We start from the raw sequence: 17,217 nt of genomic DNA on the forward strand, positions 1-17,217 counted from the left end.
CTCAAGGAGGGCATCATGGCTACCAGTGTCACCAAACCTCAGAGCCGCGCGAAGGGCCTGGAGACCGCTGGCCGCGTTCGCAAAGCAGCTCTCAAGCGTTTTGCCGGTGCGGGCTACGCGGCTGTGTCGATGCGCGAAATCGCAGCAGATGTCGGCGTTCGTCCCGGCGCCCTCTACAATCACTTTCCGACCAAGCAGGACATCCTCAAGGATCTGATGCTGTCACATATGACAGACCTTCTGAGGGCATGGGATGCTGCCGTATTTGCGCAAGACACGGATCCGCTGGAGAGTTTTGTCCGCTTCCATATCCGTTACCATCTGGAACGGGCCGACGAGGTCTTCATTTCCTATATGGAGCTGCGCAATCTCGAGCCGGAAAACTTCGCCGTGATCGAAGCGGAGCGCCGTCGCTATGAAGCCATCCTCACCGACATTCTGGAAAAAGGGGCAGCAAGCGGGCGCTATGCAGTTGAAGACGCACGCGTAACCACACGCGCCATCATTGCCATGCTGACCGGCATTCCGACCTGGTACCGCGAAGGCGGACACCTTTCAGAACAGCAGATCGAAGACCTTTACCTGAACATGGTGCGCAAGGCAGTCGCACCGCTTGCCATCAATTCCCAAAGGGAGACCGGGTGACATGAGCATCCTGAAATCGAACCTCTCGCCGAAGAGCGATCAGTTCGCGGCCAACAAGGCTGCCCATGAAGCTGCCATGGACGCCGTCAAGCAGGCTGCACAGACCGCCCTTGACGGTGGTGGCGAAAACGCGCGCCAGCGGCATCTTTCCCGCGGCAAGATCCTGCCGCGCGAGCGGGTTTCGCGCCTGCTTGACCCCGGCTCACCTTTTCTGGAAGTCGGCATGCTGGCCGCTCATGAGATGTATGACGGAGCGGCTCCCGCCGCCGGAATGATTGCGGGCATCGGGCGTGTGGAAGGTCAGGAAGTGATGATCCTCACCAACGACGCGACCGTCAAAGGCGGCACCTACTATCCGATGTCCGTCAAGAAGCATCTGCGCGCCCAGGAGATCGCCGAGCAGAACAATCTGCCATGCGTCTATCTGGTCGACAGCGGCGGCGCCAACCTTCCCAATCAGGACGAGGTCTTTCCGGACCGGGACCACTTCGGCCGGATATTCTTCAATCAGGCCAACATGTCCTCCAAGGGCATTGCGCAGATTGCGGTTGTCATGGGTTCGTGCACAGCCGGCGGCGCATACGTCCCGGCAATGTCCGACGAAACGATCATCGTCAAGAACCAGGGCACGATCTTTCTGGCGGGCCCTCCATTGGTGAAAGCGGCGACTGGCGAGGAGGTCACGGCGGAAGACCTTGGCGGTGGCGATGTCCACACCCGCCTCTCCGGTGTTGCCGACCATCTGGCTCGAGATGATGCTCATGCGTTGGCACTGGCCAGACGCTCGATCGCCAGCCTGAACCGGACAAAGTCGGTCAGCCTTGCGCTTCAGACACCTGAAGACCCGCTCTACGATCCGGATGAAATTCTCGGAGTGGTTCCGGCCGACCTGAAGACCCCCTACGACATTCGCGAAGTGATTGCCCGCGTTGTCGACGGCTCCCGGTTCGACGAGTTCAAGGCCCGTTACGGCACAACGCTGGTCTGCGGTTTTGCCCATATCCACGGCATGCCGGTCGGCATCATCGCCAACAATGGCGTCCTTTTCTCCGAAAGCGCGGTCAAGGGCGCGCATTTCGTTGAACTCTGCTCGCAACGCAAGGTGCCTCTGGTCTTCCTGCAGAACATCACCGGTTTCATGGTTGGCCAGAAATATGAAAGCGGCGGCATTGCCAAGGACGGCGCCAAACTTGTGACCGCGGTGGCGACAACGTCGGTGCCAAAGATCACGATGCTGGTAGGGGGATCCTTCGGCGCCGGCAATTACGGCATGTGCGGCAGAGCCTATTCGCCGCGCTTCCTGTGGACCTGGCCCAATTCCCGCATCTCGGTCATGGGCGGCGAACAGGCTGCCGGAGTGCTGGCAACGGTCCGCCGCGACGGCATCGAGCGCAAGGGCGGCAGCTGGTCGGCGGAAGAAGAACAGAACTTCAAACAGCCGATCATCGACCAGTTCGAGGCCCAGGGACACCCGCTTTATGCCACCGCGCGCCTTTGGGATGATGGTATCATCGACCCGCGCAAGACCCGTGACATTCTGGGCTTGTCTCTGTCAGCAGCCCTGAATGCTCCGATCGAAGACACACGCTTCGGTATTTTCAGGATGTGATCCGATGACACTGGAAGAACTGAAACAAAAGTATCCCGGTGCGGAGACTTTCAAGTTCGGCGACAGTCAGGAGCTGAGCGACGATCTGATCGGGCTCATCCGCTGCGGAAAGAAAACGGCGACCTGCGGCGCACTTCGGGATTTCGAGGATGGCGGTGAAGCCATGCCGGTACCAGGACGCAGGGACATCGCCCTGAACTGGGACGGGTCGCCTGCGCTCATCCTTGAAACAGTGGACGTGTTCATCACGCGTTATTGCGATGTCGATGAGGACTTTGCGCTCGCGGAAGGTGAAAACGAAGACCTCACCGGTTGGCAGCAGGGTCACAGCCGATTTTTCGAACGCAATGGTGGCTTCGATCCGGAGATGAAGTTGGTCTGCGAGCGTTTCAAACTCATCGAAGATCTTCAGAGCGAGCAAAGCGGGAGGTAGGTCATGGATCGGATCAAGACCCTTGTCGGCGACATCACCAGGGTGGAAGTCGACGCAATCGTGAATGCGGCAAACTCCTCCCTGTTGGGCGGTGGCGGCGTTGATGGCGCCATCCATCGTGCTGCAGGTCCGGAGCTTCTCGAAGAATGCCGAGCCCTGAACGGTTGCGAACCCGGTCATGCGAAGATCACCAAAGGCTACGGGCTACCTGCGGGAAACGTCATTCACACCGTTGGTCCGGTCTGGAACGGCGGATTGGAAGGCGAACCCGACCTCCTCGCTCAATGCTATGAAAACAGCCTTCGCGTCGGGTTGGATAATGGTTGCCGGACCTTTGCCTTTCCGGCGATCTCCACCGGCGTCTACGGCTACCCCGCGGACCAGGCCGCCTTAATTGCCGTCGGCACGATTACCCGCGTGCTCAATGAACTGCCGGAAATCGAAAGCGTCACGCTGGTCGCCTTTGACGATGAAAGCCATGCCCACTTGATGACTGCGCTCGGGAGGGCGGAAGACTGATGTTCAAAAAAATTCTCATTGCCAACCGAGGCGAGATTGCGTGCCGGGTCATGGAGACGGCGAGAAAACTCGGCATCAAGACGGTTGCCGTTTATTCCGATGCCGACGCCAAGGCGAAACACGTCGCCATGGCGGATGAGGCTTATCGCATCGGCCCCGCTCCGGTGGCAGAAAGCTACTTGAAAACGGACAGGATCATCGAAGTCTGTCGCTTGAGTGGCGCTGAGGCAGTGCATCCGGGCTACGGCTTCCTGTCGGAGAACCCGGATTTCGTCGACGCGCTGGAGAAGGCGGGGATAACATTCATCGGCCCGAGCGCGAAATCGATTCGCGCGATGGGGCTGAAGGATGCCGCAAAGGCGTTGATGGAAGAAGCCGGTGTACCTGTGGTTCCCGGATATCACGGTGACAATCAGGATACCGCCTTCCTGAAGGAACGGGCTGAAGAGATCGGATATCCGGTCCTTATCAAGGCGCGTGCAGGCGGTGGCGGCAAGGGCATGCGCCGTGTCGATGATCCGAACGACTTTGCCGATGCCCTTCAGGGCGCACAACGCGAAGGCGAGGCTAGCTTCGGCGACGGCCGGGTTCTGATCGAGAAGTATCTGACCAAGCCGCGCCATATCGAAATTCAGGTATTCGGCGACAATCACGGCAACGCGGTCCATCTCTTCGAGCGCGACTGTTCCCTGCAGCGCCGCCATCAGAAGGTGATCGAGGAAGCCCCTGCCCCCGGCATGCCTGAAGAAATGCGCCGGGCGATGGGTGAAGCTGCGGTCAAGGCGGCCAGGGCCATCGACTATTCCGGCGCCGGTACCATCGAATTCATCGCGGATGTCTCCGACGGCCTGAGTGCGGACAGGTTCTATTTCATGGAAATGAACACGCGCCTGCAGGTAGAGCACCCCGTAACCGAGCTGATCACGGGACAGGATCTTGTCGAGTGGCAATTGCGCGTCGCCTCCGGTGAACCGCTACCGATGAGCCAGGACCGACTTTCCTTTGATGGCTGGGCATTTGAAGCACGGCTTTATGCCGAAGACGCCCCGAAGGGATTTTTGCCGGCAATCGGCACGCTCGAGCATCTTGCTTTGCCGGTGGAAGGCGCAAGGGTCGACAGCGGCGTTCGCTCTGGAGACGAAATCACCCCTTTCTACGACCCGATGATCGCCAAGGTCATCGTGCACGGCCCGACGCGCGAAGCAGCGCTTGGCAAATTGCTGTCCAGCCTGGAGGCGACAGAAGTGGCCGGCTGCGTCACCAATGCCGGTTTCCTGGCGGCTTTGTGCCGGCATGAGGGGTTTGCTTCCGGTGATGTCGATACCGGTCTGATTGACCGCGATCTTGACATTCTGATCGAAGAACCGGCCATGCCTGAAGACGCCGTCGCCCTGGCCGCATTGGCCGCGCTCGGTCTGACCAGACCTGCCAACGGCAGTGACCCGTTCGAAACACTGGCCGGGTGGCGTATCTGGAGCGCATCCCGACAATTCGCGCTTCTGGAAATTTCAGGCGAACGACGTGACATGGAGGTTCAGGCGCTCGGATCGCAGCGTTTTGCGGTTCATCTGGAAAATGGCGTCAGGGAATACACCTTGATCAAGGTGGAGAACGGCTCTTTCACCTACGAATGCGATGGCCATCGCGCCCACGCTGTTGTCGTGGAAGGCAGCAAGGGCCTCACCGTGTTCATGAATGGCCACGCATTCCCGGTGAACCTGCCGGACACCCTGAGCGCGGACGACGACGCAACCGGTGCAGGTGATCACCTCGTCGCCCCCATGCCGGGTCTTGTCAAGGTTCTGTCCGCGAAAGCAGGGGAGGTCGTTTCCAAGGATCAACCACTGGTCATCCTGGAAGCCATGAAAATGGAGCACACGCTCAAGGCTCCGCGCGACGGTGTCATCGGAGAAGTGCTTGTGTCGGAAGGTGAGCAGGTGACCGACGGCACGGTCCTGCTGGCCCTTGCGGAGGAAGCCGATGCTGCCTGACGCTTCGAACTATGACGAGCTCACCAGCAGGTTTGCCTGGGACATTCCGGACCGTTTCAACATGGGCGTCGCCGTCTGTGACCGATGGGCGGAACAGGAACCGGATCGGGAAGCGCTTGTGTATGTTGAAGAAGGCGGTGACACGGAACGGTATTCCTATGCCGACCTGAAGCGCCTGTCGAACCAGCTCGCCAACCTGCTCGTCAGCCGCGGTGTACAGCCTGGAGACCGCATTGGCGTTCTGTTGCCGCAGCGGCTCGAAACCGCTGTTGCACACATCGCCGCTCTCAAACTTGGTGCGATTACCATTCCACTTTTCACGCTGTTCGGCGAGGAGGCTCTGGAGTATCGCTTGCAGAACTCCGGCGCAAAAGTCGTCGTGACGGACGCCGGAGGCGCTGCGAAACTTGACCAGCTCAGAGACCGGCTTCCGGAACTGACAACCGTATTTTGCGTTGACGGCGAGACCGGAAGCGCGCTGGATCTGGCGAGCAGTATGGCTGGCCATCAGGACGAGTTCTCCGCCTTTGACACTAGCGCGGACGATCCCGCCATCATCATTTACACCTCCGGCACGACCGGTCAGCCGAAAGGTGCCCTGCACGGACACCGGGTCCTTCTCGGACATTTACCTGGCGTGGAGATGAGCCACGATTTCCTGGGACAACCCGGCGACCGGATCTGGACGCCGGCAGACTGGGCCTGGATCGGCGGTCTTCTGGACGTTCTCATGCCGGCCCTCTATCTCGGGGTTCCGGTTGTCGCCTGCCGTTTCGGAAAATTTACGGCTGAAGCCGCCTTCCAGCTGCTTCAGGATCAGAAGATCCGCAACACCTTCCTGCCGCCAACCGCACTGAAGATGATGCGTCAGGTTCCTGATCCGGAAGATCGCTGGCAGCTGAACCTGCGTTCCGTCGCATCAGGTGGTGAGACACTGGGCGCCGAACTGATCGACTGGGGGCGCAAGACCTTCGGCCTGACCATCAACGAGTTCTATGGCCAGACCGAATGCAACATGATCGTTTCCAGCTGTTCGCGCATCATGGAGGCGCACCCCGGCATCATGGGTCGCGCCGTTCCCGGTCACCAAGTCGCCATCGTCACGGATACCGGCGAGGAGTTGCCAATCGACACACTCGGCAACATTGCCGTCAAACGGCCAGACCCGGTGATGTTTCTGGGCTACTGGAACAATCCGGAAGCGACCCAAAAGAAGTTTGCCGGAGACTGGCTCCTGACCGGTGACACCGGCATGCGTGACAAGGACGGCTGGCTTCGCTTTGTCGGTCGGGATGACGACGTCATCACCTCGTCCGGATATCGGATCGGCCCGGGTGAAATCGAAGACTGTCTGATCAAGCACCCGGCTGTTGCCATGGCGGGCGTTGTCGGCAAACCCGATGAACACCGCACCGAGATCGTCAAGGCGTATGTTGTTCTGAAAGAAGATGTGGACGCGACGGATGAACTGGCCAAGGAGATCGCGAACTTCGTCAAGACACGGCTGGCGGCGCATGAGTATCCGCGCGAGGTCACCTTCGTTGACGCCCTGCCGTTGACCACAACCGGCAAGGTCATCCGCAGGGAACTTCGTGCCAGGGCCGAGCAGGAGAATTGAACGGCGTGTCTCACCTTTTCTTCCGGTCATCCCCGCCAGGCTCAGCGCTAGCCGGGATTCAGCACGCCGTTGTGAAAGCGATCTGGAGCAATGACCCGCGACTGCTGGGTCCCTGCCTTCGCAAGGATGACAATCTATGTTGGGGCAAGGTATCGCATGTCACTCGTGCCCGGCAATCCGGACAAGTGCAGCGTAAGCTGCGCGATGATCTGGAATCCAGACGTCGGCGTGAGCGAAACGAACACTCAATCGGAATAGAAAATTGTCTCGCCTCCGGCGCGGAGTTTGTCTGGATTCCGGATCAGCGTTCGGCTCTGCCTCTCTTGTCCGGAACGACGAAAACGACCGTAATTTCAAGCTCAAGCCATCAACCAATCGAGAAATCCCATGTCCGACTTCGTCACCATCTTTGAAATGGGCCCGCGCGACGGGCTGCAGAACGAAAAGCAGTTTGTTCCGACAGGTCAGAAGATCGAGCTGGTGGACCGGCTGTCGGACTGTGGTTTCCGGAAAATCGAGGTGACCAGTTTCGTCAGCCCCAAATGGGTGCCGCAAATGGCGGACGCGCTGGAAGTCATGGAAGGGATCTACCGCCACCCGGCTGTGGTCTATTCCGTACTGACGCCCAACGTGAAAGGCTACACCGCCGCGCGCAAGGCATCTGCGGACGAAGTGGCCATCTTCGGGTCCGCATCGGAGGGCTTTTCGAAAAAGAACATCAACTGTTCGGTCGCCGAAAGCATTGAACGTTTCAAACCTCTTCTGGAAAAGGCTCATCACGACGCAATGCCCGTGCGTGGATACGTTTCCTGCGTCACGGACTGCCCTTATGACGGCCCGACGCCCCCGGAAAAAGTCGCCGAAGTTGCACGTCAATTGTTTGAACTCGGCTGCTATGAAATCTCGCTGGGCGACACGATTGGTGCCGGGACTCCGGAATCCATCGGCGTCATGCTGGATGCCGTTCTGAGTGCCGTTCCCGCGGACAAGGTTGCTGGGCACTATCACGACACCAAAGGGCGCGCTCTTGAGAATATCGAAGTCAGTCTCGAAAAAGGCCTTCGCACGTTCGACAGCGCAATCGGCGGCCTTGGCGGATGTCCTTATGCTCCCGGCGCAAAGGGAAATGTTGCGACGGAAGCCGTCGTTTCACTCGTGGCGGACAAGGGTTACGAGACCGGCATCAAAACTGAAAAGCTTGCTGAAGTCGTTGAGTTTGCCCGCGGCCTGAGGAGTGTTGACGCATGAGTTTTCAGACGATTTCCCTTTCCACGGATGCACGCGGTGTCACCACGCTGACACTCGACAGGGAAGAAAAACATAATTCCCTGTCCGCTCAGATGATCGAGGATCTGACCGTCGCCGCCGCACAACTGGGTGCGGATGCCGCGGTGCGCGCAGTGGTGCTCACCGGCGCGGGCAAGAGCTTTTGTGCCGGCGGAGACCTTGGCTGGATGCGGGAACAGTTCCACGCTGATCGCAACACCCGCATGGCGGAAGCCCGTAAGCTGGCCATGATGCTGAAAAGTCTCAACGAGCTGCCGAAACCTTTGATTGGCCGCGTCCAGGGACAGGCCTTTGGCGGTGGCATTGGCATGATGAGTGTGTGCGACACGGTTGTCGCCGTCGACAGCGCAAAATTCGGCCTGACCGAAGTGCGCCTCGGGCTCATTCCCGCAACCATCAGCCCTTATGTCCTGGCCCGCATGGGCGAGGGCAAGGCGCGCCGGGTGTTCATGTCGGCCAGATTATTCAACGCCGAAGAAGCCAAAGAGTTGAACCTTGCGGCAAAGGTCGTCGCGGAAGCCGATCTGGACGAAGCAATTGAAAAGGAAATCAAACCCTATCTCGCCGCCGCCCCAGCCGCAGTGGCAGCCTCCAAGGCGCTGGCAAGATCTCTCGGGCCGGCAATAACCGACGAAATCATTGAAGACACGATCCGGCGCCTGGCCGACACCTGGGAAACACCGGAAGCTCAGGAAGGCATTTCGGCCTTTTTCGACAAAAGAAAGCCTGACTGGACGGTACGCTAGAATTTCCGCGCGCCAAAAAATTCAGCTGGTCTGCCGTCTTGCGTGCTCGATAAGGGCCGCAATGCGGGCGACTTGCACCTGCTCCGATTCCGGCTCCGGTTGCGGCGAACCACCATACATGCGCTCTCGGCGCTTGCGGATCTTGTTCCGCTGCCACTCGCTGATACCTTCCGGAAGCTCCGCACCAGCCCTGTCCATGCCGATCAGAATACGTTGAAGATCGGGAAGGAGTTCTGAAGAGATGGTGAAGGTTGCGCCATCCTTGCGTTTGAACACCAGCGTCTTTGTGCTCTGCTCACCATTGAGCAGCACCGCTGAACGGCGCCCGAGCGAGCCGATCGTAGCCTGAAACCAGGCCACCCAACCGGAGGCCTCCCAAAGTCTGACTTCAACCTTCTTGAGCTCTTCATACAGAACCCGAACGCGCAGACCGAACTGGGTGAACTCAAATCCATTGCCGAAGAAGCGCACCCAGGAGGTTTCCTGTCGAACAGCCACTGAAAAGAATACCAAAGATGCAAACGCCGGAAGCAGCGCCAGAAGTGCCGCCAGAGCAACCACTCCGGTCGCGACACTCATGCCGATGAAGGCAATCGAGAAGAAGGTGATGCCCAACCCGAAACCCAGAAGATCAAAGGCAAGCACGGGCGTTTTCGATACAGGCTTGACCGCACCTGAAGGCGCGCTTGGCCGAGGCAACGCGGCATAGATCCCTGCCGCGGCAACCAGACACAAAAGGCTGCTCAGCAGTGACATGAAAAAGTAACCGCCGACAATCCCGAGCACGCTCAGACTCAGGGGAACGAGACGGCGAATAAATTCAAGCTTGGCTGTCTTGCCCAACCCGCTCTCCATGAATTGAAAAAGTGCAACTGTTACAAACTGTGGAGACTTACTGATTCTTTCATTGAATCAATTGGGCCCGACGAAATCAACGCTCAGATAAAACTATCCAAAATCAATGTAACCGGCAGCCAAACCTGAACAGGTGCAATTTTATTCAAGTGGATTCGAATTGCCTGCGACCTGACGCAATCTCGCGATTTAAGCGCTTCCGGCAAATGGAGCCGAAGCCCGAGCGGCGTGAAATACAACAGCCAACAACTGGTCTTGAAAGGTCTTCAGGCTGGGCAATTTGAAAACTGGTGCCGCTGAAGGGACTCGAACCCCCGACCCCATCATTACGAATGACGTGCTCTACCATCTGAGCTACAGCGGCTTGTGCCTGGAAACCCCAAGCGGCGCATATCAGCGCCGGTCTCGAGCGCGTGCCCGAGTGGGCCGCTAATTACCGGAGCTTGGCGCTGGATGCAAGTCCCAAGAATGTCCTTCTTGAAGGAAGATCACATCTTCCTTCAAGAAGCGAAGCGATCGCAAAGCCAGACTGGAATATCCACCAGTCCAAAACGCGGACGGATCAGTTGAAGAATCGCGGCCTGGGGGTTTTGGATGACTTGTCTTCTTCCTCTTCCTCCGTGCCCGGATCATCAGGCATGCGCGAAAGCGGAAATTCGATCGGACGGTTCATATCGTCCTTGTCTTCAGCCATTTGTTCAGCTTCCGCATGACCGCCCTTCTCGTCGTCTTGCTTCAGCTCAGCCTCTTTTTCAACGGAACTGTCAGCGCCATTTCCGGCAACGGCAGCCGGTTTGTCATCTGACTTCGGCTTTTCGTCGGCTTCTGGGGAAGCGGATACGGTCGATGTCTCCTGCTCAGGCTTTTCGGCCTGCGCCTTTGCTTTCGAGGACATCGAGTCGTCCGGCAGGTCCTTCAGCGCGGGTGCGAACTTGACGTCATCCGTCGTTCCTTCATAGCCCTGTTTAACATTGGCTGAAGGTGCAACGGTCTCTTTGGGCTGCACCACCTCGGCTTCCGGTTTCTTTGCTTCGGCGGTCTCCGATTCCGCTTTTTTCGAAACCGGTTCAGCGGTCAGGTCAACGGTATTTGCGTCTTCCGGCGAAACGTCCTTCTCGACAACTGTTTCTTGAACCGGTGCGGCAGCCGGCAGAACCGGCGTCTCGAAGAGGCTGTCTTCCAGAAGTTCACCTTCATCTTCGGACATGCCGATCGGTGCGGCCCAGTGGAAAGCATCCAGCTTGCCCGTGACCGGCGAAACAGCCTGCCAATCCGCCGACACGATGCCATCAGCAATCCAGGCCTTGTCCTGCGGCGCCTTGATCGCACGCGCGAGCCAATCACGCATGCGCCCCTTGTCACCATGCTCGGCTTCTTCGAGCTCCGCCATCAGCAGGTAGGCATTGCGGGTCGGCTCGGACTGTAGAAGCTTTTTCAGTTGCGACCTTGCTTCATCAAATTCACGTGCTTCCATGGCGGCACGGGCAACGGCAAGAGCACCTTCGGGCGTGTTGGCCCGCTGCGCCGCAAGCGACTTGACCCGCTTCAGCCGATCAACGGCAGAATCTCCGGTGCGCACATGGGCATAGGTCTCCGCAAGTTCCGGATGCGGTGACAGGCGCCATGTGGCTTCCAGCACTTTGGATGCCTTGCGAATGTCGCCTTTGCGCGTCGCCAACCGCGAGGTCACAACGGCTGCGGGCACAAGATCCAATGCCAGTCCGTGAGCTTCCTTGGCAAGGGAGTAAGCGCGCTCAGGCTCCCCGTCTTCAAGCTTCAGAGCCAGCGCGGTCAGGATGACGGCCCGCTGCCGGCGATAGGTCTTCTTGTCCAGAAGCTTGGCGGCATAGTTGCGTTCAAGCGTCTTGAGGGCCTCGTCCCAATGATGGGCAACCGCCTGATAGCCAAGGACCGCCTTACCGGCCCATTCCAGTCCTGGAGCGGTCTTTGCCGCCTCTTCGGCATAATGACGGGCCGCGACCGGCTCCCTGTGGCGCTCGGCTTCGACGAAGAGACCATGAAGACCAAGAGCCTTTGTTTCCGGGTCTTCGAGCATTGCCTCAAAGCGCTGCCGGGCTTCATCATCCTTGCCGGCCAGCTGTGCCGTCTGCGCAAGCAGCAACTTTGCAGCCGGTTCTTCAGCTAGCAGTCGATCCGCATCCAGACCGTAACGCCGAGCAAGCTTTGCGTTTCCCGTCCCAAGCGCGATCAAGCCATGCGACAGGGCCGTATAACCCTTGTCCTTGCGCCTGCGCCGGAAGAACCGGGTGGCGATCTGCGGTGATTTCAGGATCACGCGGATCAGCCAGACCACTGCCAGGAACGCGACCAGCGCAACACCCGCCACGAGCGCGACGACGACCGGCGGCTGTTCCCAGACGTAACCATTCCAACTGATCGAAATCGTGCCGGGCAGGTCAGACATCCAGGCAAAGCCCGCTGCCAGGGCAAACAGCAAAAGGAAATAGAAGAGGACGCGGATCATTAAGCTCGCTCCCGAGGCCTGCCGGAATTCACCGGTCGAAAATCACTATGTACGGTCAGCCGGTTCATCGGTTGCCCATTAACTGTCTTTTGCGGCGAGCGCATTCAGCACTTCCTGCGAGGCCTTGTCCGTCAGCGCATCGACTGCGACACGGGCCTTGGCGCGCCCTGCCCAGTCTGCACCAGCGGTCTGGGCTGCTTCAGGCAGTTTGTCATAGGCTGCCAACGCTCCCTTCAAGTTGCCATTTGAGACAGCATTTTCCATTTGCCGCAATGCTGCTTCCGGACCAGACCCATCGGCATCTCCGGGCCCGCGAACCGAAACGATCGATTTTGCGCTCGCCAGAAGGCTGTCGAGCACATCGCCCGAATGGTCGGGCTCGGAGAATGTCTGGAACATGCTGCGGGCAACGGACGGGAATTGCGCAATCAGAACGGAGACCGGTTCCACACCGGTCTTGGCATTGGCTTCCAGCGCCTGCAGATCGATGTCGGACGGCAGCCCTGCCTTGACGGCTGCCAGCTCCGTCGCGTAGGGGCGCCCGGAATCGACGGCCGACTTCAGAGCCGATACGGACAGCGCCCGCGCTGCGGTCTCGCGCGCCGTCGCATCGCCCATCGTGGATTCGACCTGTGACAACCGCTTGGAAATCGCCGTCAACTCAGCTCGGATATCTTCAAGAGCGGCGGAGTTCGCATCTCCCACCGCCTTGATGTCCGCGGAAAGACTTGAAAGCGTTTCTGTTGCCCTTGCCTGGCTGTCGGCAAGGGTCTTCAGCGAAACATCCGACGTCGACACAGCTGTTTGTGCGGCCTTGGCCGTTGCTTCAGCGTTTTGCAGACGGTTTTGGACTTCGGCGAGAGAAGTTTTCAGCTCACCCAGCTGCGTTTCAAGACCAGTCACCGAGCCGGAAAGCTTGCCGGCTTCGGACGTATTGGCCGTTGCTTCGCTTTCCAGCTTTGAAAGGCGCGTCTCAAGAGGCTGGAGGTCGACCTGCGCCCCCGCGGACTGACCTTTCGCTGCGTCTTCCAGCGCTGCCAGACGGGTTTCCAGAGGTTTCAGATTGATCGGCGTTCCATCACCGGTTCCGCCAACACTGTTCTCAATCTCGCTGCGCAGATTTTCAACGTCGCTTTTCAAGGCATCAAATGCAGGTGTCAGATCTGTGGCCGCTGAAGAAGCAGCTGTTTCAATCTTGCTTTCCAGCGAAGACACCTTTGTCTCGAGCGCCGACAAGCCATCGCCGACATTCTGACTGCTAATGGTGGAACTGACCTCACCGAGCTTGCTTTCAAGATCGGCAATCTTGCGTTCAGCACTGCTCAGCGCGCTTGTCAGTTGCTGGTTCGCTTCGGCGGGCAGCTTCACGATACCGGCCTGATAAAGACCGTACCCGCCGCCCAGCACGACTGCACCACCGATAACGGCTGCCATCAGGACACCAAATGCGCCGACGCCATGCTTTTCTTCAGCTGCAGGTGGACTGGAAAACGTTGTCGAGCCGGATGGATTTGTTCCGCCTGCCGTCGTCGAAGAGGAGGTGGAAGCCTTTGTTGAACCGGCAGAACCCGATCCTGCACCGGTCGAAGTCGCCGGTTTGCTGGAAGCAGCCGAACCGCCGGACTTGGAAGTGCTTGAGGAGGACGCGCCCGAAGTCGTTCCGGCAGCAGAAGGTTTGCTGCCCGGGGTCGTGGAAGTCGCGGACGAAGAAGGTGAAGAAGGTTTGCTTGTGCCCGAAGTTGCCTGCGGTTTGGATGCACCCGGCTTGCTGTCGGTCGAAGTGGTGCCGCCCGACTTTGGAACACTTGTTCTGGAAGAGGAAGTGGTATCTCCGCTTCCCGTCTTTGCGTCAACCTTCTCGGCTTTCAGATCGATCGTGACCGGCCGCTTGGACGTTCCTGTGGAAGAAGGCGTGCTCTTGCTATCCGGCTTGTCGGACGAACCGGATCCCTTGCCTCCCGAAGAGGATGCCCCGCCAGAAGATTTCTTGTCCGTCGCCATCTGCTCTCCTCCTGAACCCTAACCGGTTCCAACACCTTCACTATACACACCTGATTGCGAAGCGGTACCACTGCAACAGGGACAATTGCGCGCTGCAAAACAACGACTCCTCCGGTTCTGGTTAACACTCTGCTAACACCAGATCCAAGAGCGACTTTTCGCAAGGCGCATCTGCAACATGCACCCTCATATAGTCAGATAGGGGCTCCGCCGCTTGTCGCGAGATGCAGTAAATCGTCAAACTGGAAAAAATGTGATCAAGCTCATGAGACTTTAACAGCTGGAAAAATGTCGCAGCCGTTCGCTTGGAAAAAACAAGCACGCCGTCGTACGAGTTCGAACGCAGAGCATCGATCACGCCGGAAGGCAGCTCTTCCGCCTGATCCATGCGGTAAACAACCGGAGCTCTACAGGAAACGCCACCTCGGCCGAGGTCCTTTTCAAGACTTCCCGTCCGGTCATGCGCGACAGGATAAAGAACGATTCCGCCATCCAGTTTGTCACGATGATCCAGAATCAGCTGCGCCAGCACGGAAACATCTCCCGAAGCCGACAAGACGTCGGAAAACCCGGCTTGCCTGCAAGCTGCTGCTGTCTTGTCACCAACAGTAAAAACCGGAAGCTTCCGAAAGTCCTGAAACTGGCTGTGTGCCGCAAGAACGTCCACCGACCGGCGGCTCGTCAGCGCCAGTGCCGAGACGTGCGACAAGTCGAATTTCTCGGGAGGGTCTGGCTGGAACAGCAGCACCGGGGCCTCGTCGGCGACATGACCCGCAGCCCGCAATTTGTCTGCGGTGCTCCTGCAGTCGGGCTGCGGCCGTGTCACCAGAAACCGCATGGTTTATTGCCCAGTCAGGAAACCGGGCCCCATTTTGCTTTTAAGCGTTTCGCCGACAGACTTGCCGATCTGTATGGCCTCGGCCACGGGTCCGCTTTGTTCGGCTTCGTGAGCTTCCGACCCATCCGGCTTCAGGACAATTCCCTTGAAATGCAGTGTTTCGCCTTCAAGTGTCGCCAGGCCACCGATCGGTGTCCGGCAGGAGCCATCGAGAACGGCAAGGAATGCGCGCTCGGCATCGAGACGGATTTGCGTTTCCTGATCGTGAATGGCAGCGAGCATTTTCAGCGTCGCGTCGTCATTCTCACGGCTTTCAATGCAAATCGCCCCCTGTCCGACGGCCGGCAGGAACTCCTCAATACTCAACAGACTGGTAATTTCCTTTTCAAGACCGAGCCGGTTCAGTCCGGCTGCAGCCAGAAGCGTCGCGTCCACCTCGCCTTCCGCCAGCTTGCGCAAACGAGTCTGCAGATTGCCGCGATACATCACCACTTCGATATCGGGACGCAGCTTCTTGATCATCGCCTGCCGGCGCAGGGAGCTCGACCCGACGACTGCGCCTTGTGGCAGATCGGTCAGTGTCCCGGCTTTCGGTGACAGAAAGGCATCACGCACGTCTTCGCGCGGCAGAAAGGCTGTCAGGGCCAAGCCATCGGGAAGAACCGTCGGCATATCCTTGGAAGAATGCACTGCCAGATCAATCCGCCCATCCAGAAGAGCTTCTTCGATCTCCTTGGTGAACAGCCCCTTGCCGCCAACTTCGGACAAGGGCCGGTCTTGAATCCTGTCGCCGGATGTCTTGATCACTTCGATTTCGAAGTCGCTTTCGGAAAGGCCGTGAGCGGCCATCAAACGATCGCGGGTTTCATGGGCCTGAGCCAGCGCAAGTGCGCTTCCCCGGGTTCCGATACGCAAAGGATTTGATTGCAAGGCTTACCGTCCAGATGTTACGCCCGGCTAACAAAGCATCGGGCACGCTGATTGTCTCTTGTTATTATGTCCTATCACAGGCCACAGCTCTAAGATCAATGACCTCAGTCAATTCAAAAGACAATGCGACCAATCTGACAGTGCTCGGAATCGAGACCAGCTGTGACGAAACGGCAGCTGCCGTCGTTCAGGGCCCAAATCAGAAAAAGATCCTCTCCAACACCATTCGCTCGCAAATCGATGAGCATACGGAATTCGGAGGTGTTGTGCCGGAAATCGCGGCCCGTGCCCATATCGACATCCTCGATCGGATTGTCGCCGAGGCCATGCACGAGGCCGGGTGCAGCTGGGACGATATCGACGCGGTCGCCGCTACAGCCGGCCCTGGACTGATCGGCGGCGTTATTGTCGGCTTCATGACCGCCAAGGCAATCGCGATGGCGGCCGGGAAACCTCTGATCGGGGTTAATCATCTGGAAGGCCATGCCCTGACGGCACGATTGACCGACGATCTAGAATTTCCGTTCCTGCTGCTGCTTGTCTCCGGCGGCCACAGCCAGTTTCTGCTCGTGCGCGGCGTCGGTGACTATGAGCGCCTCGGCACGACTATCGACGATGCCATCGGAGAGGCTTTCGACAAGACCGCCAAACTCCTCGGCCTGCCATATCCCGGCGGGCCTCATGTTGAAAAAATGGCGGCAAAGGGTGACGTGACACGGTTCAGACTTCCGCGTCCCTTGCTCGACCGCCCCGGTCTCGACATGTCCTTTGCGGGACTGAAAACCGCGCTGCGTACCCAGGCCAAGAAACTGGAACCGGTCGATGATCAGACGATCGCAGACCTGTGCGCCGCCTTCCAGCGGTCCGTGTCCGATGTTCTGGCTGCGCGCACGAAATCGGCGCTGAACCTATTTTGCGATCGTCATCCCGGCGCCAGTCCGGTGATCGTCGTTGCCGGCGGTGTTGCGGCCAATCAGGAATTCAGAAGCGCGCTGACTTCGGCTGCATGTGAAGCCGAAGCGCGGTTCGTCGCCCCGCCAATGGCGCTTTGCACCGACAATGCGGCCATGATCGCCTGGGCAGGCATCGAACGCCTGCGGATCGGCCCGGTCGACGACATGGCCCTCTCCCCCCGTCCACGCTGGCCACTCGATTCGGCCAATGCAGGTATCTTGGGCGCAGGCAAAAAGGGTGCAAAGGTCTAGCGACCGAATTGCTGCAAATCCCGGCTATTTCCCGAATGCAGCTAGAATTCGGACA

General features: G+C 58.8%; 15 protein-coding genes and 1 tRNA gene. 10 read left to right on the top strand and 6 right to left on the bottom strand.

The features are described 5' to 3' along the window. Positions 1-15 precede the first annotated feature (15 nt). From ABLQ08_RS23130 to ABLQ08_RS23165, 8 genes are all read left to right on the top strand, one after another. Positions 16-645, top strand: coding sequence for a TetR/AcrR family transcriptional regulator (locus ABLQ08_RS23130; protein WP_352947015.1), 630 nt, complete (start codon positions 16-18; stop codon positions 643-645). A gap of 1 nt (position 646) precedes the next feature. Beyond that, positions 647-2,254 carry a carboxyl transferase domain-containing protein gene (locus ABLQ08_RS23135; protein WP_352947018.1) on the top strand — a complete coding sequence of 536 codons (1,608 nt, stop codon included), beginning with the start codon at positions 647-649 and terminating at the stop codon, positions 2,252-2,254. A gap of 4 nt (positions 2,255-2,258) precedes the next feature. After that, on the top strand, positions 2,259-2,687 hold the full coding sequence (locus tag ABLQ08_RS23140) for an ASCH domain-containing protein (RefSeq protein ID WP_352947021.1): 429 nt from the start codon (positions 2,259-2,261) through the stop codon (positions 2,685-2,687). A 3-nt stretch (positions 2,688-2,690) separates the two neighbouring features. After that, positions 2,691-3,206, top strand: a complete 516-nt coding sequence (locus ABLQ08_RS23145; protein WP_352947024.1) for an O-acetyl-ADP-ribose deacetylase — start codon at positions 2,691-2,693, stop codon at positions 3,204-3,206. Next, positions 3,206-5,197, top strand: a complete 1,992-nt coding sequence (locus tag ABLQ08_RS23150) for an acetyl/propionyl/methylcrotonyl-CoA carboxylase subunit alpha (protein WP_352947027.1) — start codon at positions 3,206-3,208, stop codon at positions 5,195-5,197. Before ABLQ08_RS23145 ends, ABLQ08_RS23150 begins: the two co-directional genes overlap by 1 nt. Then, entirely contained in the window at positions 5,187-6,815 is a 1,629-nt protein-coding gene (locus tag ABLQ08_RS23155; protein WP_352947030.1) for an acyl-CoA synthetase, read from the top strand. The genes ABLQ08_RS23150 and ABLQ08_RS23155 overlap by 11 nt, the downstream gene beginning before the upstream one ends. 387 nt (positions 6,816-7,202) lie before the next feature. Beyond that, positions 7,203-8,063 (top strand): hydroxymethylglutaryl-CoA lyase, encoded by an 861-nt coding sequence (locus ABLQ08_RS23160; RefSeq protein ID WP_352947033.1) that lies wholly within the window; start codon positions 7,203-7,205, stop codon positions 8,061-8,063. Further along, positions 8,060-8,848: a crotonase/enoyl-CoA hydratase family protein gene (locus ABLQ08_RS23165; RefSeq protein WP_352947036.1), complete on the top strand. Its 789-nt coding sequence runs from the start codon at positions 8,060-8,062 to the stop codon at positions 8,846-8,848. Before ABLQ08_RS23160 ends, ABLQ08_RS23165 begins: the two co-directional genes overlap by 4 nt. A 21-nt stretch (positions 8,849-8,869) precedes the next feature. Here ABLQ08_RS23165 and ABLQ08_RS23170 read toward each other — a convergent pair whose 3' ends face one another. The 4 genes from ABLQ08_RS23170 to ABLQ08_RS23185 all read right to left on the bottom strand — a co-directional run bounded on the left by ABLQ08_RS23170 (position 8,870) and on the right by ABLQ08_RS23185 (position 13,622). Beyond that, the gene (locus ABLQ08_RS23170) at positions 8,870-9,691 is read right to left on the bottom strand and encodes a hypothetical protein (protein ID WP_352947039.1); all 822 of its coding nucleotides are present in this window, start codon (positions 9,689-9,691) and stop codon (positions 8,870-8,872) included. Positions 9,692-9,991: 300 nt separating this feature from the next. Continuing rightward, positions 9,992-10,067 (bottom strand) — tRNA-Thr (locus ABLQ08_RS23175). Positions 10,068-10,265: 198 nt separating this feature from the next. Next, positions 10,266-12,188, bottom strand: a complete 1,923-nt coding sequence (locus tag ABLQ08_RS23180; RefSeq protein ID WP_352947042.1) for a heme biosynthesis protein HemY — start codon at positions 12,186-12,188, stop codon at positions 10,266-10,268. Positions 12,189-12,266: 78 nt separating this feature from the next. Beyond that, on the bottom strand, positions 12,267-13,622 hold the full coding sequence (locus ABLQ08_RS23185; protein WP_352947045.1) for a COG4223 family protein: 1,356 nt from the start codon (positions 13,620-13,622) through the stop codon (positions 12,267-12,269). 106 nt (positions 13,623-13,728) lie between these two features. Here ABLQ08_RS23185 and ABLQ08_RS23190 point away from each other — a divergent pair, with 106 nt between their 5' ends. Beyond that, positions 13,729-14,211 (top strand): hypothetical protein, encoded by a 483-nt coding sequence (locus ABLQ08_RS23190; RefSeq protein ID WP_352947048.1) that lies wholly within the window; start codon positions 13,729-13,731, stop codon positions 14,209-14,211. 99 nt (positions 14,212-14,310) lie between these two features. On the opposite strand, the gene ABLQ08_RS23195 is transcribed toward ABLQ08_RS23190, so the two are convergent. Continuing rightward, a complete protein-coding gene (locus tag ABLQ08_RS23195; RefSeq protein ID WP_352947051.1) occupies positions 14,311-15,027 on the bottom strand; it encodes a uroporphyrinogen-III synthase in 717 nt (238 codons plus the stop codon). A gap of 3 nt (positions 15,028-15,030) precedes the next feature. Next, positions 15,031-15,957, bottom strand: a complete 927-nt coding sequence (hemC, locus tag ABLQ08_RS23200; protein ID WP_352947053.1) for a hydroxymethylbilane synthase — start codon at positions 15,955-15,957, stop codon at positions 15,031-15,033. A gap of 98 nt (positions 15,958-16,055) precedes the next feature. On the opposite strand from hemC, the gene tsaD reads away from it, so the two are divergent. Then, complete coding sequence (gene tsaD / locus ABLQ08_RS23205) at positions 16,056-17,162, top strand: tRNA (adenosine(37)-N6)-threonylcarbamoyltransferase complex transferase subunit TsaD (protein WP_352947056.1); 1,107 nt, start codon at positions 16,056-16,058, stop codon at positions 17,160-17,162. Positions 17,163-17,217: the final 55 nt, after the last annotated feature.

The organism is Roseibium sp. SCP14 (assembly GCF_040329475.1).
In the GTDB taxonomy this organism is placed as follows: domain Bacteria; phylum Pseudomonadota; class Alphaproteobacteria; order Rhizobiales; family Stappiaceae; genus Roseibium.